Source organism: Pseudomonas sp. W2I6 (assembly GCF_030815935.1).
Taxonomy (GTDB): Bacteria; Pseudomonadota; Gammaproteobacteria; order Pseudomonadales; family Pseudomonadaceae; genus Aquipseudomonas.
Map to the genome: position 1 here is coordinate 192037 of NZ_JAUSXJ010000001.1, position 20910 is coordinate 212946.

13 protein-coding genes and 2 pseudogenes are annotated in these 20910 nt (G+C 62.4%); 9 read left to right on the plus strand and 6 right to left on the minus strand.

Features of this window, described 5'->3' with window-relative positions:
• Positions 1-68 precede the first annotated feature (68 nt).
• Both lon and QF039_RS00945 read right to left on the minus strand, forming a co-directional pair.
• Entirely contained in the window at positions 69-2489 is a 2421-nt protein-coding gene (gene lon, locus QF039_RS00940; protein ID WP_003210412.1) for an endopeptidase La, read from the minus strand.
• A 222-nt stretch (positions 2490-2711) separates the two neighbouring features.
• Complete coding sequence (locus QF039_RS00945; protein WP_003210410.1) at positions 2712-3701, minus strand: GntR family transcriptional regulator; 990 nt, start codon at positions 3699-3701, stop codon at positions 2712-2714.
• 336 nt (positions 3702-4037) lie between these two features.
• Here QF039_RS00945 and QF039_RS00950 point away from each other — a divergent pair, with 336 nt between their 5' ends.
• The 9 genes and pseudogenes from QF039_RS00950 (at position 4038) to QF039_RS00990 (ending at position 14419) form a co-directional block, all read left to right on the plus strand.
• Positions 4038-5381, plus strand: a complete 1344-nt coding sequence (locus QF039_RS00950) for an amidase (protein WP_032899782.1) — start codon at positions 4038-4040, stop codon at positions 5379-5381.
• An 11-nt stretch (positions 5382-5392) separates the two neighbouring features.
• Positions 5393-6273: pseudogene (locus QF039_RS00955) on the plus strand (polysaccharide deacetylase).
• 42 nt (positions 6274-6315) lie between these two features.
• On the plus strand, positions 6316-7656 hold the full coding sequence (locus QF039_RS00960) for an MFS transporter (RefSeq protein ID WP_003210404.1): 1341 nt from the start codon (positions 6316-6318) through the stop codon (positions 7654-7656).
• Positions 7657-7668: 12 nt separating this feature from the next.
• A complete protein-coding gene (locus tag QF039_RS00965) occupies positions 7669-8430 on the plus strand; it encodes an SDR family NAD(P)-dependent oxidoreductase (protein WP_307516591.1) in 762 nt (253 codons plus the stop codon).
• Positions 8431-8591: 161 nt separating this feature from the next.
• Positions 8592-9341 (plus strand): SDR family NAD(P)-dependent oxidoreductase, encoded by a 750-nt coding sequence (locus QF039_RS00970; RefSeq protein ID WP_177123267.1) that lies wholly within the window; start codon positions 8592-8594, stop codon positions 9339-9341.
• A gap of 13 nt (positions 9342-9354) precedes the next feature.
• Positions 9355-9648, plus strand: a complete 294-nt coding sequence (locus tag QF039_RS00975; protein ID WP_003210398.1) for a hypothetical protein — start codon at positions 9355-9357, stop codon at positions 9646-9648.
• Positions 9649-9733: 85 nt separating this feature from the next.
• On the plus strand, positions 9734-10708 hold the full coding sequence (locus QF039_RS00980; RefSeq protein ID WP_307516593.1) for a GTP-binding protein: 975 nt from the start codon (positions 9734-9736) through the stop codon (positions 10706-10708).
• On the plus strand, positions 10705-11880 hold the full coding sequence (locus QF039_RS00985; protein ID WP_134325784.1) for a PotD/PotF family extracellular solute-binding protein: 1176 nt from the start codon (positions 10705-10707) through the stop codon (positions 11878-11880). Before QF039_RS00980 ends, QF039_RS00985 begins: the two co-directional genes overlap by 4 nt.
• Before the next feature lie 201 nt (positions 11881-12081).
• Positions 12082-14419, plus strand: a pseudogene (locus tag QF039_RS00990) (putative bifunctional diguanylate cyclase/phosphodiesterase).
• A 30-nt stretch (positions 14420-14449) separates the two neighbouring features.
• Here QF039_RS00990 and QF039_RS00995 read toward each other — a convergent pair.
• From QF039_RS00995 to QF039_RS01010, 4 genes are all read right to left on the minus strand, one after another.
• Complete coding sequence (locus tag QF039_RS00995; protein WP_307516594.1) at positions 14450-15874, minus strand: pyridoxal-dependent decarboxylase; 1425 nt, start codon at positions 15872-15874, stop codon at positions 14450-14452.
• A gap of 34 nt (positions 15875-15908) precedes the next feature.
• Positions 15909-16766 (minus strand): 2OG-Fe(II) oxygenase, encoded by an 858-nt coding sequence (locus QF039_RS01000; RefSeq protein WP_003210388.1) that lies wholly within the window; start codon positions 16764-16766, stop codon positions 15909-15911.
• Positions 16767-17010: 244 nt separating this feature from the next.
• Positions 17011-19428 carry a glucose/quinate/shikimate family membrane-bound PQQ-dependent dehydrogenase gene (locus QF039_RS01005; RefSeq protein ID WP_008438499.1) on the minus strand — a complete coding sequence of 806 codons (2418 nt, stop codon included), beginning with the start codon at positions 19426-19428 and terminating at the stop codon, positions 17011-17013.
• Between the two features lie 113 nt (positions 19429-19541).
• Positions 19542-20879 carry a carbohydrate porin gene (locus QF039_RS01010; RefSeq protein ID WP_307516596.1) on the minus strand — a complete coding sequence of 446 codons (1338 nt, stop codon included), beginning with the start codon at positions 20877-20879 and terminating at the stop codon, positions 19542-19544.
• Positions 20880-20910: the final 31 nt, after the last annotated feature.

Sequence of the window (20910 nt, forward strand, 5' to 3'; positions counted from 1 at the left end):
GCATGGACTCGGTCAAGTGTGGGAGCGGGCTTGCTCGCGAAGAGGCCAGCTCAGGCGCTACATAACTATCAGAACAACACCTTCGCCACATCCGCAAAGCGCTTGGCAAAGTGCACCGTCATCCCTTCCTTCAGGTACTCCGGCAGCTCTTCAAAGCTCCCCCGGTTAGGCTCCGGCAAGATCAGTTCGTGAATCTTCTGGCGCCGCGCCGCAATCACCTTCTCGCGCACCCCGCCAATCGGCAGCACATGCCCGGTCAGCGTCAGTTCACCGGTCATGGCCACGCCTTTTTTCGGCGGCTGGTTACGCGCCAGCGACAGCAGCGCACTGGCCATGGTCACGCCCGCGCTCGGGCCGTCTTTCGGTGTGGCGCCTTCCGGCACGTGCAGGTGCACGAAGGCTTCATCGAAGAACTTCGGGTCACCGCCAAACGACTTCAGGTTCGAGCTGATGTAGCTGTAGGCAATCTCGGCCGATTCCTTCATCACTTCACCCAGTTGCCCGGTGAGCTTGAAGCCACGGTTCAGCGTGTGGATGCGCGTCGCCTCGATCGGCAGGGTCGCGCCGCCCATGCTGGTCCAGGCCAGGCCGGTGATCACACCGGTGCCCGACAGCACTTGCTCGTTACGGAACACCGGCATGCCCAGGGAGGCTTCCAGGTCCTTGTTGCCGATCTTGATCACCGAGTCCGGCTCATCCAGCAGCTTGACCACCGCCTTGCGCACCAGTTTGCCCAGCTGTTTCTCCAGTTGGCGCACCCCGGCTTCGCGAGCGTAACCATCGATCAGGGCGCGCAGGGCGCCGTCGCTGATGGACAGGCTGTTTTTCGACACGCCGGCTTTTTCCAGCTGCTTGGGCCACAGGTGACGCTTGGCAATCGCGACCTTTTCTTCGGTGATGTAGCCCGACAGGCGAATCACTTCCATCCGGTCCAGCAACGGCCCGGGGATCGAATCCAGGGTGTTGGCGGTGCACACGAACAGCACTTTGGACAGGTCCAGGCGCAGGTCCAGGTAGTGGTCGAGGAATTCGACGTTCTGTTCCGGGTCGAGGGTTTCGAGCAGGGCCGAGGCCGGGTCGCCCTGGTAGCTCTGGCCCATCTTGTCGATCTCGTCGAGCATGATCACCGGGTTCATCACTTCCACATCTTTGAGGGCTTGCACGAGCTTGCCCGGCATCGCACCGATGTAGGTGCGGCGATGGCCCTTGATCTCGGCCTCGTCGCGCATGCCGCCGACGCTGAAGCGGTAGAACGGCCGGCCGAGGGATTCGGCAATCGATTTGCCGACACTGGTCTTGCCCACGCCCGGCGGGCCCACCAGCAGCACGATGGAACCGGCGACTTCGCCTTTATAGGCGCCCACCGCAAGGAATTCGAGGATGCGACTCTTGATGTCGTCCAGGCCGGCGTGGTGCTTGTCGAGTACCTTGCGGGCGTGCTTGAGGTCGAGTTTGTCCTCGCCATACACGCCCCACGGCACGGATGTGGCCCAGTCCAGGTAGTTGCGGGTGACCGCGTACTCCGGCGAACCGGTTTCCAGGATCGACAGCTTGTTCATTTCTTCGCTGATGCGCTTCTGCGCCTGGGTCGGCAGGACCTTGTCCACCAGGCGTTGTTCGAATTGCTCGACGTCGGCGCTGCGATCGTCCTTGGTCAGCCCCAGCTCTTGCTGGATGACCTTGAGTTGTTCCTTGAGGAAGAACTCGCGCTGGTGTTCGCCGATCTTGCGGTTCACTTCGGCGGAGATTTCTTTTTGCAGGCGCGCGACTTCGACTTCCTTGCGCAGCATCGGCAGGACTTTTTCCATGCGCTTGAGCATGGGCACGCAGTCCAGCACTTGCTGCAGTTCAGTGCCGGTGGCCGAGGTAAGGGCGGCGGCAAAGTCGGTCAGCGGCGACGGATCGTTGGGGCTGAAGCGGTTGAGGTAGTTCTTCAGTTCTTCGCTGTACAGCGGGTTGAGCGGCAGCAGTTCCTTGATCGCATTGATCAGCGCCATGCCGTAGGCCTTGACCTCGTCGGTCGGCTGGGTCGGCTGGTGCGGGTATTCGACTTCCACCAGGTACGGTGGGCGGTGGTGCTTGAGCCAGGTCTTGATCCGCACGCGGGTCAGGCCCTGGGCGACGAATTGCAGCTTGCCGTTTTCGCGGCTGGCGTGGTGCACCTTCACCAGGGTGCCGTACAGCGGCAGGCTGGAGGTGTCGAAGTGGCGCGGATCTTCAGGCGGGGTTTCCATGAAGAACAGGGCAAGGGAGTGGTGGTCGGACTTGCTCACCAGCTCCAGGGTTTCGGCCCACGGCTCTTCATTGACGATCACCGGCAACACTTGCGCCGGGAAGAAAGGCCGATTGTGGATCGGGATGATGTAGACCTTGTCGGGCAGGTTTTGCCCTGGGAGGGCCAAGCCAGTGTTGGCGGAAGTGTGTTCAGCGTTTTCCGGGTCGGCGTAGTCGTTGAGGTCGATGTCCGGGAATTCTTGCTGGTCGCTCATGGGGCACCTGCATAAGGAAGTATGCAAGTTAGATGGGGCGGGTCGGCAGTGGTTTCAATGGGGGGGGTGAGATAGCAACATATTGCACAATATTTTCAAAAGCACCGCTGAACAAATGTGGGAGCGGGCTTGCTCGCGAAGGCGGTCTGTCAGTCGATGCATCTGTGACTGATGCGCCGCCTTCGCGAGCAAGCCCGCTCCCACATTTTCGATTGCATTTCGTCAGCTGAGTTTGTGCAAGTAGGCCGGTAAAGGTTGTTCAGGCAGCACCGACAGCACCTTCAAACGCTGCAACATCCGCTGCCGGGCCCGTTGCAGGTGCTCGCGCAGGTTCAGCGCGGCGGCGTCGAAGGCGCCATGCAGCAACAGCTCAAGGATCAGCCGGTGCTCGGCCAGCATCGCCGGATCGGCACCGATGCCCAGCAGCCGGTAGAAAATCCGGCTGATGATCATCGGGCTCTGCCCCTGGCGGATCAGCGCGGCGATCTTGCGATTTTGCAGGCCCGCGAGGCAGTGCTGGTGCAGGTCTTCCTCGATCTGCTCGATCTCTTCCAGGCTGCAATGGGCGCTGTTTTGCGCATCGAGCACGCGCTGCAACATGGCGTGCAGCAGGTCGCGGTCGAGGTTCGGCGCGCTCTGGCGCAGGGCTTCGGGCTCCAGGCAGGCGCGCAGTTCGTAGTCTTCGGTGACTTCCCGGGCAGTCAGTGGCCCGGCCAGCCATTGGGAATAGGGTTCCTTTTCTACCAGGCCACGGTCCCGCAGGCGCATCAGCGCTTCACGCACCACCGCGCGGCTGACGTTGTAGTGCTCGGCGGCGGCCTGTTCATCGAGGCGATAATGCCCGAAGGCGATACAGGTCGAGAGCGCTGCGCCGATTTCCTCGACGATGCGCTCCCCCAGTGGCCGGGTGTCCACCAATTCATCTTCACCGTTGAGGCCCAGGTGCGCATGGCTCAGGGGCAGGCGCAGCGGCTCCATGTCCAGGCCGTCGGGGTTGATCAGGTAACCCCGGCCATCGAAGCGGCAGATCAGTCCTTCGTCATGCAACAGGTTCAGGGCTTTGCGCACCGGCACCCGGCTGGTGCCGAACAATTCGGCCAGCGGCGCTTCCAGCAACACCAGGCCATGGCGGGCGGTGCCGTGGGTGATTGCGTCGCGCAGAACCTGGTGAATCATCGCGTAACGGGAAGCCGAGGCTGACACTGCTTTCATCGGGCTCTCTGGAGCAAACGGGTCGGTGGCCGGGGATTCTCTCATAGTTGCGCCTGTCACTCTGCGCCACGTCGGTGGCACTTTTTTGGGGCCTTCAGAGGGTTGATGTTACTTTTCTGCACCAAAATGTATTTATTAATAAAAGATACATTATTTCATTCCTGGCGAGCCTTAAACACCAGCCGATATTTCTTTTAATGCCTGAAACCCATCTAGCCCGTGGATCTGCTCCAAAGTGCCAGGTGTGGCAACCGAGCTGTCCACAAGACTGGCACGAAAGCTGCCTTTGTGAAATGTACATTTTATTAATATGTACATTTTTTAAAGGTCGTTCCCATGTCAGACGCCACTTCAATGGCCGAGGATTTCGCCAGCGGTCGCAGCGACCCGGTGCAGGTCCTGGAACAGGCAATTGCCCACGCGAGCATGGCCCCCGGCGTGTTCATCTCCCTGACCGCCGAGCGCGCTCGCCGTGAGGCCGAAGCGTCGGCCGCCCGTTGGCGTGCCGGCCAGCCGTTGAGCGTGTTCGACGGGGTGCCACTGGCCTGGAAAGATCTGTTCGATGTGGCCGGCAGCATTACCACGGCGGGCGCGGCCTATCGCCGTAATGCGCCGGCCGCCTTGCTGGACGCGCCAAGTGTGGGCCTGTTGTGCCGCGCCGGAATGGTCAGCGTCGGCAAGACCAACCTCAGCGAGCTGGCCTATTCCGGCCTGGGCCTGAACCCGCATTTCGGCACGCCGCACAACCCGGCCAGCGTCGATCAACCGCGGATTCCCGGCGGCTCGTCGTCGGGCTCGGCGGTCGCCGTGGCAGCCGGCATCGTGCCGATCGCCATGGGTACCGACACCGCCGGCTCCATCCGTATTCCGGCTGCGCTGAATGGCGTGGTCGGTTATCGCAGCAGTTGCCGGCGCTACAGCCGCGACGGCGTTTTTCCGCTGGCTCACACCCTCGACAGCCTCGGCCCGCTGACCCGCAGCGTGCGCGATGCACTGGCCATCGACGACCTGCTCAATGGTCGCGACCAGCGCCCACCACGCCCGCCCCGCAGCCTCAATGGCCAGCGGTTCTGGGTCGAGCAAAGTGTGCTGGAAGACGCACGGGTTGAACCTGCGGTGCGCGATAACCTGCAACGTTGTGTGGACCGATTGAAGGCAGATGGCGCGCTGATTGACGTGCGCCCCTCGAAGACCTTCCAGGCCACCCTCGACCTGATCCTGCACCAGGGCTGGCTCGGCGCCTTCGAAGCCTTCGCCCTCCACGAAGCCCTGCTCGACAGCCCTGATGCCGAGCAACTCGACCCCCGCGTTCGCCGTCGCCTTGAAGCGGCCCGCACACTGCCGGCCAGCCAACTGCTGGCGCTGTACGACGCCCGTCGCCGCCTGCAACAGCAACTTGTCGACGAACTCGACGGCGCGATCCTCATCACCCCCACCGTGGCCCATGTGGCCCCGGCCCTGGCGCCGTTGGAAGCCGACTTTGAACTGTTCGTCAGCACCAACCTCGCCACCCTGCGCCTGACCATGCCCGGCAGCCTGCTGGACATGCCCGGCGTCAGCCTGCCCAGCGGCCGCGATGCCCTGGGCCTGCCCACCGGCCTGCTGCTCAGCGCCCCCAGCGGCGAAGACGCGCGCCTGCTTCGGGCCGCGCTGTCAGTAGAAACCGCACTCACTTTTTAAGGAGACACATCATGGCTAAAGACATCCTCTGTGCATTTGGCGTCGACGTCGACGCGGTCGCCGGCTGGCTCGGTTCCTATGGCGGCGCGAAGATTCCCCGGACGACATTTCCCGCGGCCTGTTCGCCGGTGAAATCGGTGCGCCACGCCTGCTCAAATTGTTCGAGCGCTACGGCCTGCGCACCACCTGGTTTATCCCCGGCCACTCGATGGAAACCTTTCCCGAGCAGATGAAGGCGGTGGCCGACGCCGGTCACGAAATCGGTGTGCACGGCTACAGCCACGAAAACCCGATTGCGATGACGGCCGAGCAGGAAGAAATCGTCCTCGACAAGTCCATCGAGCTGATCACCCAGGTCACCGGCAAACGCCCCACCGGCTACGTCGCGCCGTGGTGGGAATTCAGCAAGGTCACCAACGAACTGCTGCTGAAAAAAGGCATCAAGTACGACCACAGCCTGATGCACAACGACTTCCACCCGTACTACGTACGCAAGGGCGACACCTGGACCAAGATCGACTACAGCCAGCACCCCGACACCTGGATGAAACCCCTGGTGCGCGGCGAAGAAACCGACCTGGTGGAGATCCCGGCCAACTGGTACCTAGACGACCTGCCGCCGATGATGTTCATCAAGAAAGCCCCCAACAGCCATGGCTTCGTCAACCCGCGTCACCTCGAAGAAATGTGGCGCGACCAGTTCGACTGGGTCTACCGCGAGCACGAACACGCGGTGTTCACCATGACCATCCACCCCGACGTGTCCGGCCGCCCGCAAGTGCTGCTGATGCTTGAGCGGCTGATCGAACACATCCAGAGCCATGCCGGCGTGCGCTTCGTCACCTTCGACGAAATCGCCGATGACTTTATCCGCCGCCAACCGCGTACCTGACACCTGTACCTAAACCCTGGCCAACCTCCCGAGGCGCGATTCATGTCTATCTACAACAAGCTTGATCTGACTGGCTGGAAACCCCGGCAACTGACGCCCAAGGAAGTGCGTTTCGCCACCTGGATCGCGTTTTTCGCCTGGGTGTTTGCGGTGTATGACTTCATCCTTTTCGGCACCTTGCTGCCGGAAATCGGGCGGCACTTTAACTGGGGTGAAGTGGAGCAGGCGGAGATTGCGACATGGGTGGCGGTAGGCACCGCCGTGGTCGCGCTGGCCATCGGTCCGATCGTGGACAAACTGGGTCGGCGCAAAGGGATTATTTTCACCGTGGCCGGTTCGGCGATCTGCTCGGCGCTCACCGCCATTGGCGGCGCGTGGGGCAAGTCGTCGTTGATCCTGATCCGTTCGCTGGGCGGCCTGGGTTATGCCGAGGAAACCGTCAACGCGACTTACTTGAGCGAGCTGTACGCGGCTTCCGATGATCCAAAACTGGCCAAGCGTCGCGGCTTTATCTACAGCCTGGTGCAGGGCGGCTGGCCGGTGGGCGCGTTGATCGCGGCGGGTTTGACCGCGCTGTTGCTGCCGGTGATTGGCTGGCAGGGGTGCTTCGTGTTTGCGGCGATCCCGGCGATTGTGATCGCGGTCATGGCGCGCAAGCTCAAGGAAAGCCCGCAGTTCCAGATTCACCAGCGTATCAGCGAGCTGCGTAAAAGCGGCGCGGTGAAGGAAGCGCAAAACGTCGCCGTGACCTACGGCGTAGACTATGACGAACACAGCAAGGCCGGCCTCAAGGCCGCATTCCGTGGCCCGGCCCGCCGTGCAACCCTGGTGATCGGTGCGGCGCTGCTGCTCAACTGGGCGGCGATCCAGGTGTTCAGCGTGCTGGGTACGTCGGTGATCGTCAGCGTGCACCACATCTCGTTCGAGAACTCGCTGATCATCCTCGTGCTGTCGAACCTGGTGGGCTACTGCGGCTACCTCAGCCACGGCTGGATGGGCGACAAGATCGGCCGGCGCAATGTCATCGGCCTCGGCTGGATGCTCGGCGGGCTGTCGTTTGCCGGGATGCTGTTTGGCCCGAGCAACATGGCGATGGTGGTGGGGCTGTACAGCCTGGGCCTGTTCTTCCTGATCGGGCCGTACTCGGCGGCGCTGTTTTTCATCAGTGAAAGTTTCCCCACCAGCATCCGGGCTACCGGTGGCGCGATCATCCATGCCATGGGGCCGATTGGTGCGGTGGTCGCCGGGTTCGGCGCGACCCAGGTGTTGTCGGCCGGGAGTGACTGGCAGACCGCTGCGCTGTGGTTTGGCGCAGTGCCGTGCTTCCTCTCCGGTGCGTTGATGTTTGCCGCGCGCCATGTGCGTCCGGAAACCGTCCAGTAAGGAGTTGATTCGATGAGTCGTAAAGTTGCATTGATTACCGGTGCCGCCAGCGGCATCGGCCAGGCCCTCGCGGTGGCGTATGCCCGCAGCGGCGTGGCGGTGGTGGGTGGGTATTACCCGGCCGATCCCCATGACCCGCATCACACGGTTGCGCTGGTGGAAGAGGCGGGCGGTGAATGCCTGATGTTGCCGCTGGACGTGGGCAATACAACCTCGGTGGATAACCTGGCGGCGCAGGCGGTCCAGCACTTCGGTCGCCTCGATTACGCGGTGGCCAACGCCGGTTTGTTACGCCGTGCGCCACTGCTGGAAATGACCGACGAGCTGTGGAACGAGATGCTCAACGTCGACCTGACCGGGGTGATGCGCACCTTCCGGGCGGCGACCCGGCACATGCATGAAGGCGGTGCGTTGGTGGCGATTTCGTCGATTGCCGGTGGCGTGTATGGCTGGCAGGAGCACGCGCACTATGCGGCGGCCAAGGCCGGTGTGCCGGGGTTGTGTCGGTCGCTGGCGGTGGAATTGGCGCCGTTGGGGATTCGTTGCAATGCGGTGATTCCGGGGTTGATCGAGACGCCGCAGTCGCTGGACGCGAAGAACTCCCTCGGCCCGGAAGGGCTGGCGAAAGCGGCGCGGGCGATTCCGCTGGGCCGGGTAGGGCGGGCGGATGAAGTGGCGTCTCTGGTGCGGTTTTTGACCAGTGAGGAATCGAGCTACCTGACCGGGCAGAGCATTGTGATTGATGGTGGCTTGACCGTGCGCTGGCCGGACTAACCCCCAGTTTTAAGCCGGACTCGCTCCAAATGTGGGAGCGGGCTTGCTCGCGAATGCGGTGGATCAGTTCCGCATGTATTGGCTGGCACTCCGCTTTCGCGAGCAAGCCCGCTCCCACATTTTTGACCGCGTTCGCCGTTTGATTATTTCAGGAGTTCACCATGCCCCAACTCGCTAACCGCCGTGCCGTGATCACCGGCGCCGGCAGCGGCATCGGCGCCGCCATCGCCCGCGCCTACGCCGTCGAAGGCGCGCGTCTGTTGCTGGCCGACCGCGATGCCGCCACCCTCGCCGAAACCGCCATCACCTGCCGCAACCTCGGCGCCGAAGTCCTCGAGTGCGTGGCCGATGTCGGCACCGTCGACGGCGCCCGGGCCAGCGTCGATACCTGCGTCACCCACTACGGCGGCATCGACATCCTGGTCAACAACGCCGGCATGCTGACCCAGGCCCGTTGCGTCGACCTGACCCTGGACATGTGGAACGACATGCTGCGCGTCGACCTCACCAGCGTGTTCGTCGCCAGCCAGCGCGCCTTGCCTCACATGATCGCCCAGCGCTGGGGCCGGATCATCAACGTCGCCTCGCAACTGGGGATCAAGGGCGGCGCCGAGTTGACGCACTATGCGGCGGCCAAGGCCGGCGTGATCGGCTTCACTAAATCCCTGGCCCTGGAAGTGGCCAAGGACAACGTACTGGTCAACGCTATCGCACCCGGGCCTATCGAAACGCCATTGGTAGGCGGCATCAGCGACACCTGGAAACGCGCCAAGGCCGCCGAGCTGCCCCTGGGTCGTTTCGGCCTGGCGGACGAAGTCGCACCGACTGCCGTGCTGCTGGCCAGCGAGCCGGGCGGCAATCTGTTCGTCGGCCAGACCCTTGGCCCGAACTCCGGCGACGTCATGCCATGAGCGGGTATTAAGCATGTGCGGACTTTGCGGCCTGTTGGGCGAAGACCTGCACTGGAGCGATCCCTTGGGCGATGAATTGCCGCGCCGACGCGAACGTCTGCGCCGAATCGCGGCGATCAACCAGGTGCTGGCGGTGTTCCGGCTCAAGGTCGAAGACTTCCAGGGCGCGTCCTATCTGCTGCTGGGCGCCACCGGCAAACAGGAACTGGCCAGCGGCCTGGATCAATTGTGGCAGGCGGCAGAGACCATGCTCGGTCGACCGCTAGACCCGTTGGACCCGCGCCTGCTCGATCATCTGGAACTGTAGGAGCCCGGCTTGCCGGCGATGGCGTCCTTGATATCGCCATCGCCGGCAAGCCGGACTCCTGCAGGGGCATCATTGAGGTAGAACTATGAGCATCGCGCTAAACGTCATCACCGGCTTCCTCGGCAGCGGCAAGACCACCTTGCTCAAGCGCCTGCTGCAAGGTGAAAGCCTCGGCGACACGGCGTTGCTGATCAATGAGTTCGGCGACGTCGGCATCGACCACCTGCTGGTGGAGGAAGTCGCGCCCGACACCGTACTGCTGCCCAGCGGCTGCGTGTGCTGTTCGATTCGCGGCGAGTTGAAAGACGCCTTGCTCGGCCTGTTGCAGCGTCGTGAGCGGGGCGAGATTCCGCCCTTCAAGCGAGTGATCCTGGAAACCACCGGCCTGGCCGACCCGGCGCCAATCCTCGCCACCTTGAACAACGACGTGCAACTGCGCGGGCGCTTTCATATCGGCCTGGTGGTGACGCTGGTGGACGCCAGCCACGCCGCCCTGCAAGAGCGCCTGCACACGGAATGGCTGGCGCAAGTGGCCGCTGCCGATCGCCTGCTGTTGAGCAAGACCGACCTCGTCGAAGACTGTGGCCCGTTGCGCTTGCACTTGCAGGCACTGAACGCCGGTACGCCGATCCTCAATACCTGCGATATCGACAGCGGTGAACAACTGCTGCTTGGCGAAGGCCTGCGCAGTGCCGAGCCCGTTGCAGAAGTCCGCCGCTGGAAACTCCATCAAACCACCGCCGCCAACCACGGCGCTGCGCAAGTCTGTTGCCTGACCTTCGATCAGCCGCTGGATTGGGTCGGTTTCGGGGTCTGGTTATCGATGCTGTTAAGATGCCACGGCGAACGTATTCTTCGCGTCAAAGGACTGCTCAACGTGAACGCCAGTAACGCTCCCATCGTCATTCATGGCGTGCAGCATTGCCTGCATGCCCCGGTTCACCTGCCTGCCTGGCCGGGGACCGATCGGCAATCGCGCCTGGTGTTTATCCTGCGCGGGCTCGACCCGGCTCTGCTGCGGCGCTCCTTTGAAGTGTTCTCCAGAAGGTTCGCCGCATGATCACGCTTCGCGTCCTCGGCACCTCGGTGACCTTGCTCGAAACCTTGCGTGTGCGAGCGGAAAAAGAGCTGGGCATTCGCCTGGTGTACCAGGTGCATGATGTCGAGCAGGCCCAGCGCATTGCGGTGATGCAACCTGACAGCTACGACCTCTACGACCAGTGGTTTCACAACGTCGATTTCGTGTGGCCGGCGCGGGCGATCCAGCCGATCGACACCCGGCGCATCGCGCTGTGGCACGAGATCAACGACCTGCCCAAGCGCGGACGCTTGTCCGCCAACGACCGTCTGGGCAGCGGCAGTGTGCCCAGCGAGCGCCTCTTCGTGCAGCACGACGGCAGCCTCGGCAGCACCGTCACCGAACGCATCAGCATGCTGCCCCTGACCCACAACGCCGACAGTTTCGCCTACCGCCCCGAGCGCTTGCCCGAAGGGTTCAACCGCGCCAACGAGAGTTGGGGCTGGTTGCTGGACCCGGCATGGGGCGCACGCACTGCGTTGCAGAGCGACGCCGCCATCGGCGCCCTCGACGCGGCGCTGGCCGTGCAAGGCGCGGGCCTCGCGAGCTTCAAGGACATCGGCAACATGAGCATCGAAGAGATCGATGTACTGGCCGATATCCTGGTGCGTAAACAGAAGGAAGGCCACTTCGCGGCGTTCTGGTCCGATGACGAGGAAGCCGCGCAACTGATGCTCAGCCCGAGCATCGATATCCAGAGCCTGTGGTCACCGACCCTGATGCGCCTGCATCGGGCCGGGGTCAAATACCGCCTGGCGGTGCCCCGTGAAGGCTATCGCGCCTGGTTCGGCGGGTTGTCGCTGTCGCGCCATGCCAAGGGCCCGGTGCTGGATGCGGCCTATGCTTACCTCAACTGGTGGCTGTCCGGCTGGCCGGGTGCGGTGATGGCGCGCCAGGGTTATTACATCGGCAACCCGGCTCGCAGCCGAGATCACCTGAGCAGCGCCGAATGGGACTACTGGTACGCCGGGCTGCCCGCTCGGGAAGAGCTGTTGGGCAGCGATGGCTTGCCGCTGATCGATGTGGGTGACGTGCGCGACGGCGGTTCCTATGAACAGCGCATGGGGCATATCGCGGTGTGGAACTCGGTGATGGATGAGCACAACTATCTCGTGCGGCGTTGGGGGGACTTCATGCGGGCGCGAACGTCGTAACGGCACCCTGTCGCCAAATTAATGACATATAAACTCCCGTATTTATTGGGTGCACTTCTTCTCTTGCGCAGCTAATCTGGATAATTCAAATATCCCTGTAAAAAGGATATTTATTTGACGCCGGTTCAGCTATCGCGAGGGACGCGTATGACGAAGGGACGTTTCGGCTGGAGGGGGCAGGCGCTGCCAGAGGGCAACAGAATGAGGTGGCGCCATACGTTTCAAACCCGGATTGCCGGGGTGCTGGCGCTGCTGTTGCTGGTGGTCGTGGCGGCGGTGTATTTCGCGGTGAAGACCGCCACCAATCGCGCCGTGGAAAACCAGGCCCAGGTGCAGCTGGAAACCGGCAGCCAGGTGTTCGAACGCCTGCTCGACCTGCGTGGCCGGCGCCTGCAATACGGCTTGAACTGGCTGACGGCGGACCTGCCGTTTCGCCAGGCTGTCGCCGATGGCGAACCCGACGCGATTCTCGCGACCCTGCGCCGACATGGCACCGGCCTGAGTTCCAGCGAGGTATTTGTGCTGGGGCTCGACGGCCGCGTGATGGTCAGCACGTTACCGGCGCTGACGTCCGGCCAGGCCTTTCCCTATAACGATGCCTTGCGCCAGGCCCGGCGCAGCGGCCTGCAAATGTTGATCGTGGCCCTGGATGGCCGGCCTTTCCTGCTGGTGCAACAGGAAGTCGTCGACCCCGCACCGATCGCCCGTGTCGCCATGGGCTTTCCCATGGACGAAATCTTTGCCAGTGAATTGCGCTCCATGAGCAACCTGGAAGTGTCGTTCATCAGCGCGCAGCATGGTCAGCCCGGCGAATTGTTCAGTACTCAGCCCGAGGCGCTACAGGCGTCGATTGCCAGCGACCTGCAGGGCGCGTACATCACTCCGGTGGCGCAATTGAACCTGTTCCACGGCCAGCGCTATCTCAGCCAGGTGCTGCCGTTGGGCAACACGGCAGACGGTGGCGAGGTCCGGGTGCTGCTGCAAAGCCCGCTGGACCACGCCCTTGAATCCTTCGCGCCGCTGGACCGGCAATTTCTCGCGATCGCCCTGGTGGTGCTGCTGGTGTCGCTGGCGGGTGCGTTGTTTCATGGCGCGGCGGGTTTCACGCCCACTCAATGCGTTGGTGCAGGCGGCCGAACGCATCGGGGCCGGTGACTACCGCACACCGGTACAGGTGCGCAGCCACGATGAGTTCGGCCTGCTGGCCCAGGCCTTCAACGCCATGCAAAACGGGATTGCGGTACGCGAGCGACAACTGGCCCACAACGCCTTGCACGACCCGCTCACCGGCCTGCCTAACCGCGCGCTGGCCATGGAACGCCTGGGCAGCGCCATCAGCGCCGGCCGGCCGGTGGTGTTGCTGTACCTGGGGATTGAAAACTACCGGGTGATCAACGAAGGCTACGGCCCGGAAGGCGTGGAAGAAATGCTCCGCGAAGCCAGCCGCTGCCTGCTGTCGAGCCTGTCGGCCAGCGACACCGCCGCGCGCATCACCGGCAGCGAGTTTTTGCTGCTGCTGGAAAACACCGCGATCGACCGCGCGGTGGCCCTGGCTGACCGCTTGTATGGGCTGCTCACCGAACCCCAGCGCATTGGTGGCGATGAATTGCGCCACGAAGTGAGCATCGGCATCGCCGCCTACCCGGCCGACGGCCAGCAGGTTGAAGAGCTGATCAGCCGCGCCGCGATTGCCCGCCACGATGCGGCAGCGTTCCCGGGTTACTTGCAGATCTACCAGCAGGACCGCGACCTCGCCCATCAACGCCAGATCAGCCTGATTCGTGACCTGCGCCGGGCGCCGACGGAGGGCGAGTTGTACCTGTGTTACCAGCCCAAGCTCGACCTGCACCATGGCCATGTGCGCCAGGCCGAAGCGCTGTTGCGCTGGCAGCACCCGACCCTGGGCCTGGTGTCGCCGGCCGAGTTCATTCCCCTGGCCGAGCGCACCGGCAGCATGGGCAGCCTGACCCAGTGGGTGATCGAAGAAGCCATTCGCCAACTGGCCGAGTGGGCGGTGCGCGGGTTGGAGGTGCAGTTGTCGGTGAACATCTCGGTGGATGACCTGGCCGATGACGGCCTGGCCCCGCGGGTGACCGAGTTGCTGGCGCACTACCGGGTATCGGCCCGGCAACTGATTTTCGAAATCACCGAAAGCGCGATCATGCACAACCCGGCCCAGGCCCTCAGCGTGCTGGAGCAACTGCGCGCTTGTGGCATCAGCCTGTCGGTGGATGACTTCGGCACCGGCTATTCATCCCTGGCGCAACTGCAACGCCTGCCGGTGCAGGAATTGAAGATCGACCAATCGTTTGTGCGCAACCTCGACAGCACTTCCGGCGACGGCGTGATCGTGCGCTCGACCATCGAAATGAGCCACAACCTGGGGCTCAAGGTGGTGGCCGAAGGGGTGGAGTTCGAGCCCAGCCTCAAGCTGCTCAAGCTCTGGAAGTGCGACACGGCCCAGGGCTATCTGATCAGCCGGCCGTTGAATGCCATGGCGTTTGAGATGTGGATGCGCCGCGAGCGCGTGCCGGTCTAGGGCGTCGGTGGCTGCACCGACGCCGGTCTTTCAGTGTTCCACCGTTGCATCGACCAGGGTTTGCAACCGTTCCCACAAGCCTTCGACGTGGTGGCGCTCCGTCCCCAGCGCGCCAATGGACACGCGTACCATCCAGCGCTCGTCGAGCACGGCGGGGGTGACGTAGGCGCTGCCTGAATGGTTGAGCTTTTCCGCCCAGGCCCGGGTGTAGTTATCCAGCGCCTCACCATCAAGGCCTGGTGGCTCGTGGCGAATGCACAAGGTTTGCAGGGTGACGGCGGCTACCAGTTTCCAGTGTTTGCTGCCTTCAATCTGTTCTGCCAGCCAGCGGGCATTCGCCAGGTCACGCCGCAGCCGGGCCTGCAGGCCGCTGACGCCTTGCTCGCGGATCAGGAACCACAGCTTCAGCGCGCGGAACCGGCTGCCCAGGGAGATCCGCCAGTCGCGGTAGTTCCTGACCTGGCCGTCAGCCTTGGACTGTAGATAGCTGGGGTTGGTGGTCATGATGCGAATCAAGTGCTCGGGGTCGCGTACAAAGTACACCGAGCAATCAAACGCCGCCCCCAGCCATTTGTGAGGGTTGAGGACCAGCGAGTCGGCGTTCTCGATGCCGTGCCACAGCGCGCGGCATTCCGGGAGGATCATCGCGGCCCCGGCCATGGCTGAGTCGACATGCAACCACAGGCCGTGGCGTTGCGTCAGGGCGCCGATGGCTTCCAGGGGATCGATGGCCATGGCTGCCGTTGTGCCGGTGGTCGCAATCACCACACAGGGTCTGTTCCCGGCAGCCAGGTCTTGTTCGATTGCCCGCTCCAATGCATGCGGTGACATTGCATTGTGTTCGTCGGTTGCCACGGTACGGATATTGTTCTGGCCGAACCCCGCCAGGATCGCGGCCTTGTTCACTGAACTATGGGCGTGGGCCGAGGTGTAGACGATCAAGGGGGCGCCGCTGTTTTGCAGGCCATCGTGCATCAGCGCGTAGTTGGAGCTGCGTTCGCGGGCGCTGATCAGCGCCACCAGGGTGGAGGTCGAGGCCGAGTCCTGGATCACTCCGCTCCAGTTGGCGCTCAGGCCGATCATGTCGCGCAGCCAATCGGTGGTGACTTCCTCGATTTCGGTCAGGGCCGGGCTCGATTGCCACGACAATCCCACTACGCCCAGGCCGGTACTCAAGCAATCGCCGAGGACGGAGGACAGTTCCACATTCGACGGGAAGAACCCGAAGAAGCTTGGATGCTGCCAATGCAACAGACCGGGCATGATCAGTGTTTCGACGTCGCCCATGATCTGTTCGAACGGTTCGGCTGTCTCAGGCGGGCTGGCCGGCAATGCGGACCTGATTTCGCCCGGGGCCGTGGTGGGTTGCACACCGCGTTGCTCGATGTTTTGTCGATAGTCTGCAATCAGGTCGATCATGGCGTGGCCATGTCGGCGGAATTCTTCAGGTGTCATATCAGGGTGTCCGTCAGGAAGAGAAATAAAGGCGTTAGCACCAGAAGTAAAACGGCTGGCCAGTGGTATAGCCGATAAACGACTGGATGCTGATGCGCTTGCCTGAATCGAAACCGCAAATGGCATGGGGACGGCGAGTATTGATAATCACCAGTTCGTTTTTCTGCGGCTGGATGCGCAGCGGTTTTTGCAAACGATCTTCGGGCAGTTCCGCCCCTTCGAAACGGATGACCTCGTCGTAGGTAAACGCCTCGGTATCCCAAATGACCAGTTCACCTCCCGAAGGTGGTACTTCGAGGTAAATATTCGCGCTGAATTGATGTTCCAGTTCGGCAATCGACAAGGGCAGGCAATCGACATGGGGGACTGTTTCGGAGAGGTGGGCTGTCTCCGGGAACATGGCGCGGATAATGCCGCAGAACATCGGCTGGCCCTGGAACGCCGCGGTTGTCGCACCTTCTGGCCACACCTGCCGGATATGCTCCATCAGTAGATGGATGGGTGGTTTGCGCGGGGCACAGAGGTCATCGATCACGCAGCGCATGTGGGTGGCGTCTGCGTAGTATTTCTGTTGCGAATAGCTGTCTGCGGCCTTGCCGTAGGTGGAGTTGAACGGTGTTCCCCAGCGATGGACACCATAGAAATGCTGGACAACTTTTCCGTGCTCATAGGTCTCGTGGTTATATTCCTGGAGCGTCGCCGTTTCGTTGATATGTTTATTTAGTACTTCGCTGGTTTGTTCATTCGCGTAGTCAGGTACCCGGATGGCAAGTATTTCTCCGCGAATAAGTTTTTCCAGGCTGAGTGTGTCGAGTTGCTCAAGCGCCAGGATCCCGGGCACCTGGCTATGCGGGACTGCAGGTATTGATTCAACGCTGTTGAGGTCCGTCATGATGAAAACTCCATGTTAGTTACAGCACGTCATATAGATAACGTTTGTTTGGCTGGGGATTTACTGGCGACAGTGAGCGTCGGATGGCGCAGGGCCAAAGTTGAGGGAAAGACTTTTGGGGAGGTATAGGACTTTTCCGAGTAAACTTTTAAATACATCGGCGCTATCGGATCGCTTTATTTCACGCATAAAAAAAGGCGGCTACCCACTTAGGTAGCCGCCTTTTTCTTACTGCCGGTTTTGCTTAATCCGGCAGTTTGAACGCCATCACATAGTCACCCTGCTTGGTGCCCAGGGAACCATGACCGCCGGCCATGACCAGCACGTACTGCTTGCCGTCCTTGCCGGTGTAGGTCATTGGTGTGGTTTGCGCGCCTGCCGGCAGGCGGCCTTCCCACAACTGCTTGCCGTTTTTCACGTCATAGGCACGCAGGTACTGGTCAAGGGTACCGCTGAGGAAGGACACGCCACCGGCGGTGGTAAAAGTCCCGCCCAGGCTTGGCACGCCCATGGTCAGTGGAATCGGAACCGGCGAGCTGTCACGCACGGTGCCGTTCTTGTGCATCCAGATGGTCTGGTGGTTGGTCAGGTCGACCGCGGCCACATAACCCCACGCCGGCGCCTGGCACGGCAGGCCCAGTGGCGACAGCATGGCTTCGAGGATCACACCGTATGGCGCGCCTTTGTTCGGCTGCACGCCTTCGGTTTCGCTGACCCGTGGGCCTTGCTTGGCAATGTCGGCGGCCGGGATCAGTTTCGATTTGAACGCCATGTAGCTTGGGTTCACGAACGCGATCTGGCGAACCGGGTCGACGGAAATGCCACCCCAGTCGAACACGCCGAAGTTACCTGGGTAAACGATCGAGCCCTGCAGCGACGGCGGGGTGAACGGACCGTCGTAGCGCATGGATTTGAAGTCAATCCGGCACAGCATCTGGTCGAACGGCGTCACGCCCCACATGTCGCGCTCCTTGAGGGGCGGTGGCATGAAGTTCAGGTCGGACTTCGGTTGGGTCGGTGCGGTGTGATCGCCGGCCACTGCGCCTTGCGGTACAGGGATTTCATTGATCGGCACTACAGGCTGACCGTTCGAGCGGTCGATCACGTAGATGCTGCCTTGCTTGGTCGACGCCATCACCGCTTGCTTCACGCCGTCAGCGGTCTTGATGTCGATCAGCGAAGGCTGGCCGCCCACGTCCATGTCCCACAGGTCATGGTGAGTGAACTGGAAGGTCCACTTCACGTGGCCGCTGTCGATGTCCAGGGCAGTCAGGCCGGCGCTGTACTTCTCGGAGTCCGGAGTCCGGTCGCCGCCGTACTGGTCGGGCATCTGGTTACCCATCGGCAGGTAGAGCATGCCGAGTTTTTCGTCCACCGCGAACATCGACCACATGTTTGGCGAGTTGCGGGTGTAAGTCTTGCCCTCGGCCAACGGGGTGGTGTCGTCCGGGTTGCCGCTGTCCCAATTCCACACCAGCTTGCCGGTGTGCACGTCGAACGCACGGATCACGCCGCTAGGCTCGTCGGTGGAGACGTTGTCGGTCACGTGACCGCCGATTACCACCAGGTTCTTGGTGACGGCCGGTGGCGAGGTGGAGTAGTAACCGCCCGGGGCGAAGGTGCCGATGTTGGCACGCAAGTCGATCTGGCCTTTGTCACCGAAGTCTTCGCACATCTTGCCGGTGTCGGCGTTCAGGGCGATCAGACGGGTGTCGGCGGTAGGGACGAAGATGCGTTTCGGGCAGGCATTCGGCGCGGCGGCCGGGCTGGCGCTGCCAGTCGGGCTCTGTTCCGAGGCATAGACCGCGTCATCGTGATACGACACGCCACGGCAGGTCATGTGCGCCCAACCCTTGAAGTTGGCAGCACCTTCGCTGCTGATCTTCGGGTCGAAACGCCAGATTTCCTTGCCGGTGTCCGGGTCCAGGGCAATCACCTGGCTGTGAGGCGTGCACACGTAGAGCATGCCGTTGACTTTCAGCGGGGTGTTTTCCGCGGTGGTTTCACCGGGATCGCCTGGGCCAGGGATGTCGCCAGTACGGAAGGTCCAGGCTGGAACCAGCTTGTGGGCGTTTTCCGGAGTGATCTGTGCGAGTGGCGAGTAACGATCACCGAAGGCCGAACGGCCATAGGAGTTCCAGTCACCATCAGCCTGGGCTGGCGCAGTGCTGGCCATGCCCGGTACCGCATCGCGGTCCAGCTGGCCTTTCTTGACCATGGCGCCCGGGTCGGTGAATTGGCTGGCCAATGCAGCGGCGCCGGCCAGTACGACCGCGACGCTCAGCGCGCCAGTGCCCAGCGGCGAGGCTTGGCCACGCAGCAACGGACGGCGGAACCACGGGAGCAGCATGACGATGCCGAGGGCAAACAGCAGGGCCAGGCGCGGTACCAGTTGCCACCAGTCCAGGCCGACTTCCCACAGCGCCCATACGGTGCTTGCAAACAGCACCAGTGCGTACAAGCCCAGCGCCGCACGGCGTGTAGCCAGCAGCAACAGGCCTGTGACGGTGATGCCGAGACCGGCCAGCAGGTAATACAGCGACCCGCCGAGCATGCTCAGCTTGATCCCCCCGGCCAACAAGGCCAGGCCCATTATCAGCAGCAAGATCCCCAGCAGCCTGGGCAGCAGGCGACTTGGACTTGAAGCACCATCAGTGCTCATAGTGTGGTTCTCCGTTACGTTTTGAATTGATTGCGCACAGTTCACTGTAGATGACGTTCCGGCGCAGGCTTGGTTCAGGGCTAATTCGTTTTCTTCAGAATTTACTTACAACGTCAGAATGAGCTTTGCAGCTTGATCCCGCCGATGAGCGCGTCATCCACCTGGGCCACGGCTCCGGGGTGACGGATGTATTGCAGGTTCGGGCGAACCGTCAGCCACTGGGTGACATGGATGCCGTAATAGAGCTCAGCGCTGTATTCCGTGTGTTGAATCGGCAGGTAGGATGGGTCATCGAAGTCGTATACCGCGTGGGCCTGGTTGCTTGCCTCGGCATTCTTGCGGTAGGCCGGGTTGACGTGCACCCGGGCCACGGCGAAACCGATATCGTCCTTGGCGCGGGCGTCGAACAGGCCCTTGTAGACCACGCCGGCTTGCACGTAGTTATCCACAGCGTTGGTTTTCTTGTCGTGCATCGTGCCGTTGGCGAACACGTTCAAGCCCCGCGAATGGTCGCTGGCCAGGCTGGTGACTTGCTGCTGCACCCCCAGCCACACCCCGTGCTTGCTGGAGGCGCTGCGATAGGCCTCGCCGCTGAGGGCTGCCGGCTGGTCGTTGCGGTCTTTATACACATCGCTGGCCTTGGCGCTGCTGTAGTAGTAGCCGGCGCGGTATTCGCCGGGCAGGCCGTTCAGCGTAGGCGTCCACACCAGCTCAACCGGGAGCAGGGCGCCTTGGGTGCCGCTGCCGCTGAGCTTGAAGCCATTGCCGCGATCGAGGTTGGACGGGTTCTGTTCGTAGACGCCGACCTGGGCGTACAACTCGGGCGTCAGGTGATATTTGACCCGCAACGCCCACTGGCTCACCGGCCAGTTGTACCAGATGCTGCCAACCCAGTTACCGACCTGCGAGCCGCAGAATGCGAGGTTCTGGAAGTCGCAGGGGAAGCTGTTGAAGTCTTCACCTTCGCCAAAGCGCCCGGCCTTGATGTCGAGCTTCTGGTCGAAGAATTTCTGCTGGTACCACATCTGCGTCAGGCGCCAGGTCTGGCCACGGCCCCAGACTTCCTGGGACGAGGTAAAACCGCCCACACGCGGATCGTTGACCCGGTCATTGGTGATGTTGTTGCCGCTGCGCTCGGTTACCGTCAACTGGAACTCGGCGTCGTGCCAGCCGAGGATCTTCTGCAGATCCAGGTGCGTGCCCAGGCCGAATTGGTCGCTGTAGCGCGCAGTGCGGTCGTGATCCGAGCCGCCGTGCAGGTTGCTGCCCATTTCGCCGGTGTAGTCGAATTTGAAGTCGTAGCCTTGTTGAGACAGCGCTGTCCGAGCGCCGCCGAAATCACCCAGCATCCACGGTGATTCAGCGTCAAAGGCAGGTGCGGCCTGGGCACAGTTGATCAGGCCGAACGGTAACAGCGCAGCGCACAGGCGCAGGTTTGGGAAAGCAGGCATAGGCAAAATGGGGTCTTAATATTTTATGGTT

Coding starts and splice junctions, on each gene's coding strand:
- lon (WP_003210412.1), bottom strand. CDS start 2,489: ATGAGCGACCAGCAAGAATTCCCGGACATCGACCTCAACGACTACGCC.
- QF039_RS00945 (WP_003210410.1), bottom strand. CDS start 3,701: ATGAAAGCAGTGTCAGCCTCGGCTTCCCGTTACGCGATGATTCACCAG.
- QF039_RS00950 (WP_032899782.1), top strand. CDS start 4,038: ATGTCAGACGCCACTTCAATGGCCGAGGATTTCGCCAGCGGTCGCAGC.
- QF039_RS00960 (WP_003210404.1), top strand. CDS start 6,316: ATGTCTATCTACAACAAGCTTGATCTGACTGGCTGGAAACCCCGGCAA.
- QF039_RS00965 (WP_307516591.1), top strand. CDS start 7,669: ATGAGTCGTAAAGTTGCATTGATTACCGGTGCCGCCAGCGGCATCGGC.
- QF039_RS00970 (WP_177123267.1), top strand. CDS start 8,592: ATGCCCCAACTCGCTAACCGCCGTGCCGTGATCACCGGCGCCGGCAGC.
- QF039_RS00975 (WP_003210398.1), top strand. CDS start 9,355: ATGTGCGGACTTTGCGGCCTGTTGGGCGAAGACCTGCACTGGAGCGAT.
- QF039_RS00980 (WP_307516593.1), top strand. CDS start 9,734: ATGAGCATCGCGCTAAACGTCATCACCGGCTTCCTCGGCAGCGGCAAG.
- QF039_RS00985 (WP_134325784.1), top strand. CDS start 10,705: ATGATCACGCTTCGCGTCCTCGGCACCTCGGTGACCTTGCTCGAAACC.
- QF039_RS00995 (WP_307516594.1), bottom strand. CDS start 15,874: ATGACACCTGAAGAATTCCGCCGACATGGCCACGCCATGATCGACCTG.
- QF039_RS01000 (WP_003210388.1), bottom strand. CDS start 16,766: ATGACGGACCTCAACAGCGTTGAATCAATACCTGCAGTCCCGCATAGC.
- QF039_RS01005 (WP_008438499.1), bottom strand. CDS start 19,428: ATGAGCACTGATGGTGCTTCAAGTCCAAGTCGCCTGCTGCCCAGGCTG.
- QF039_RS01010 (WP_307516596.1), bottom strand. CDS start 20,879: ATGCCTGCTTTCCCAAACCTGCGCCTGTGCGCTGCGCTGTTACCGTTC.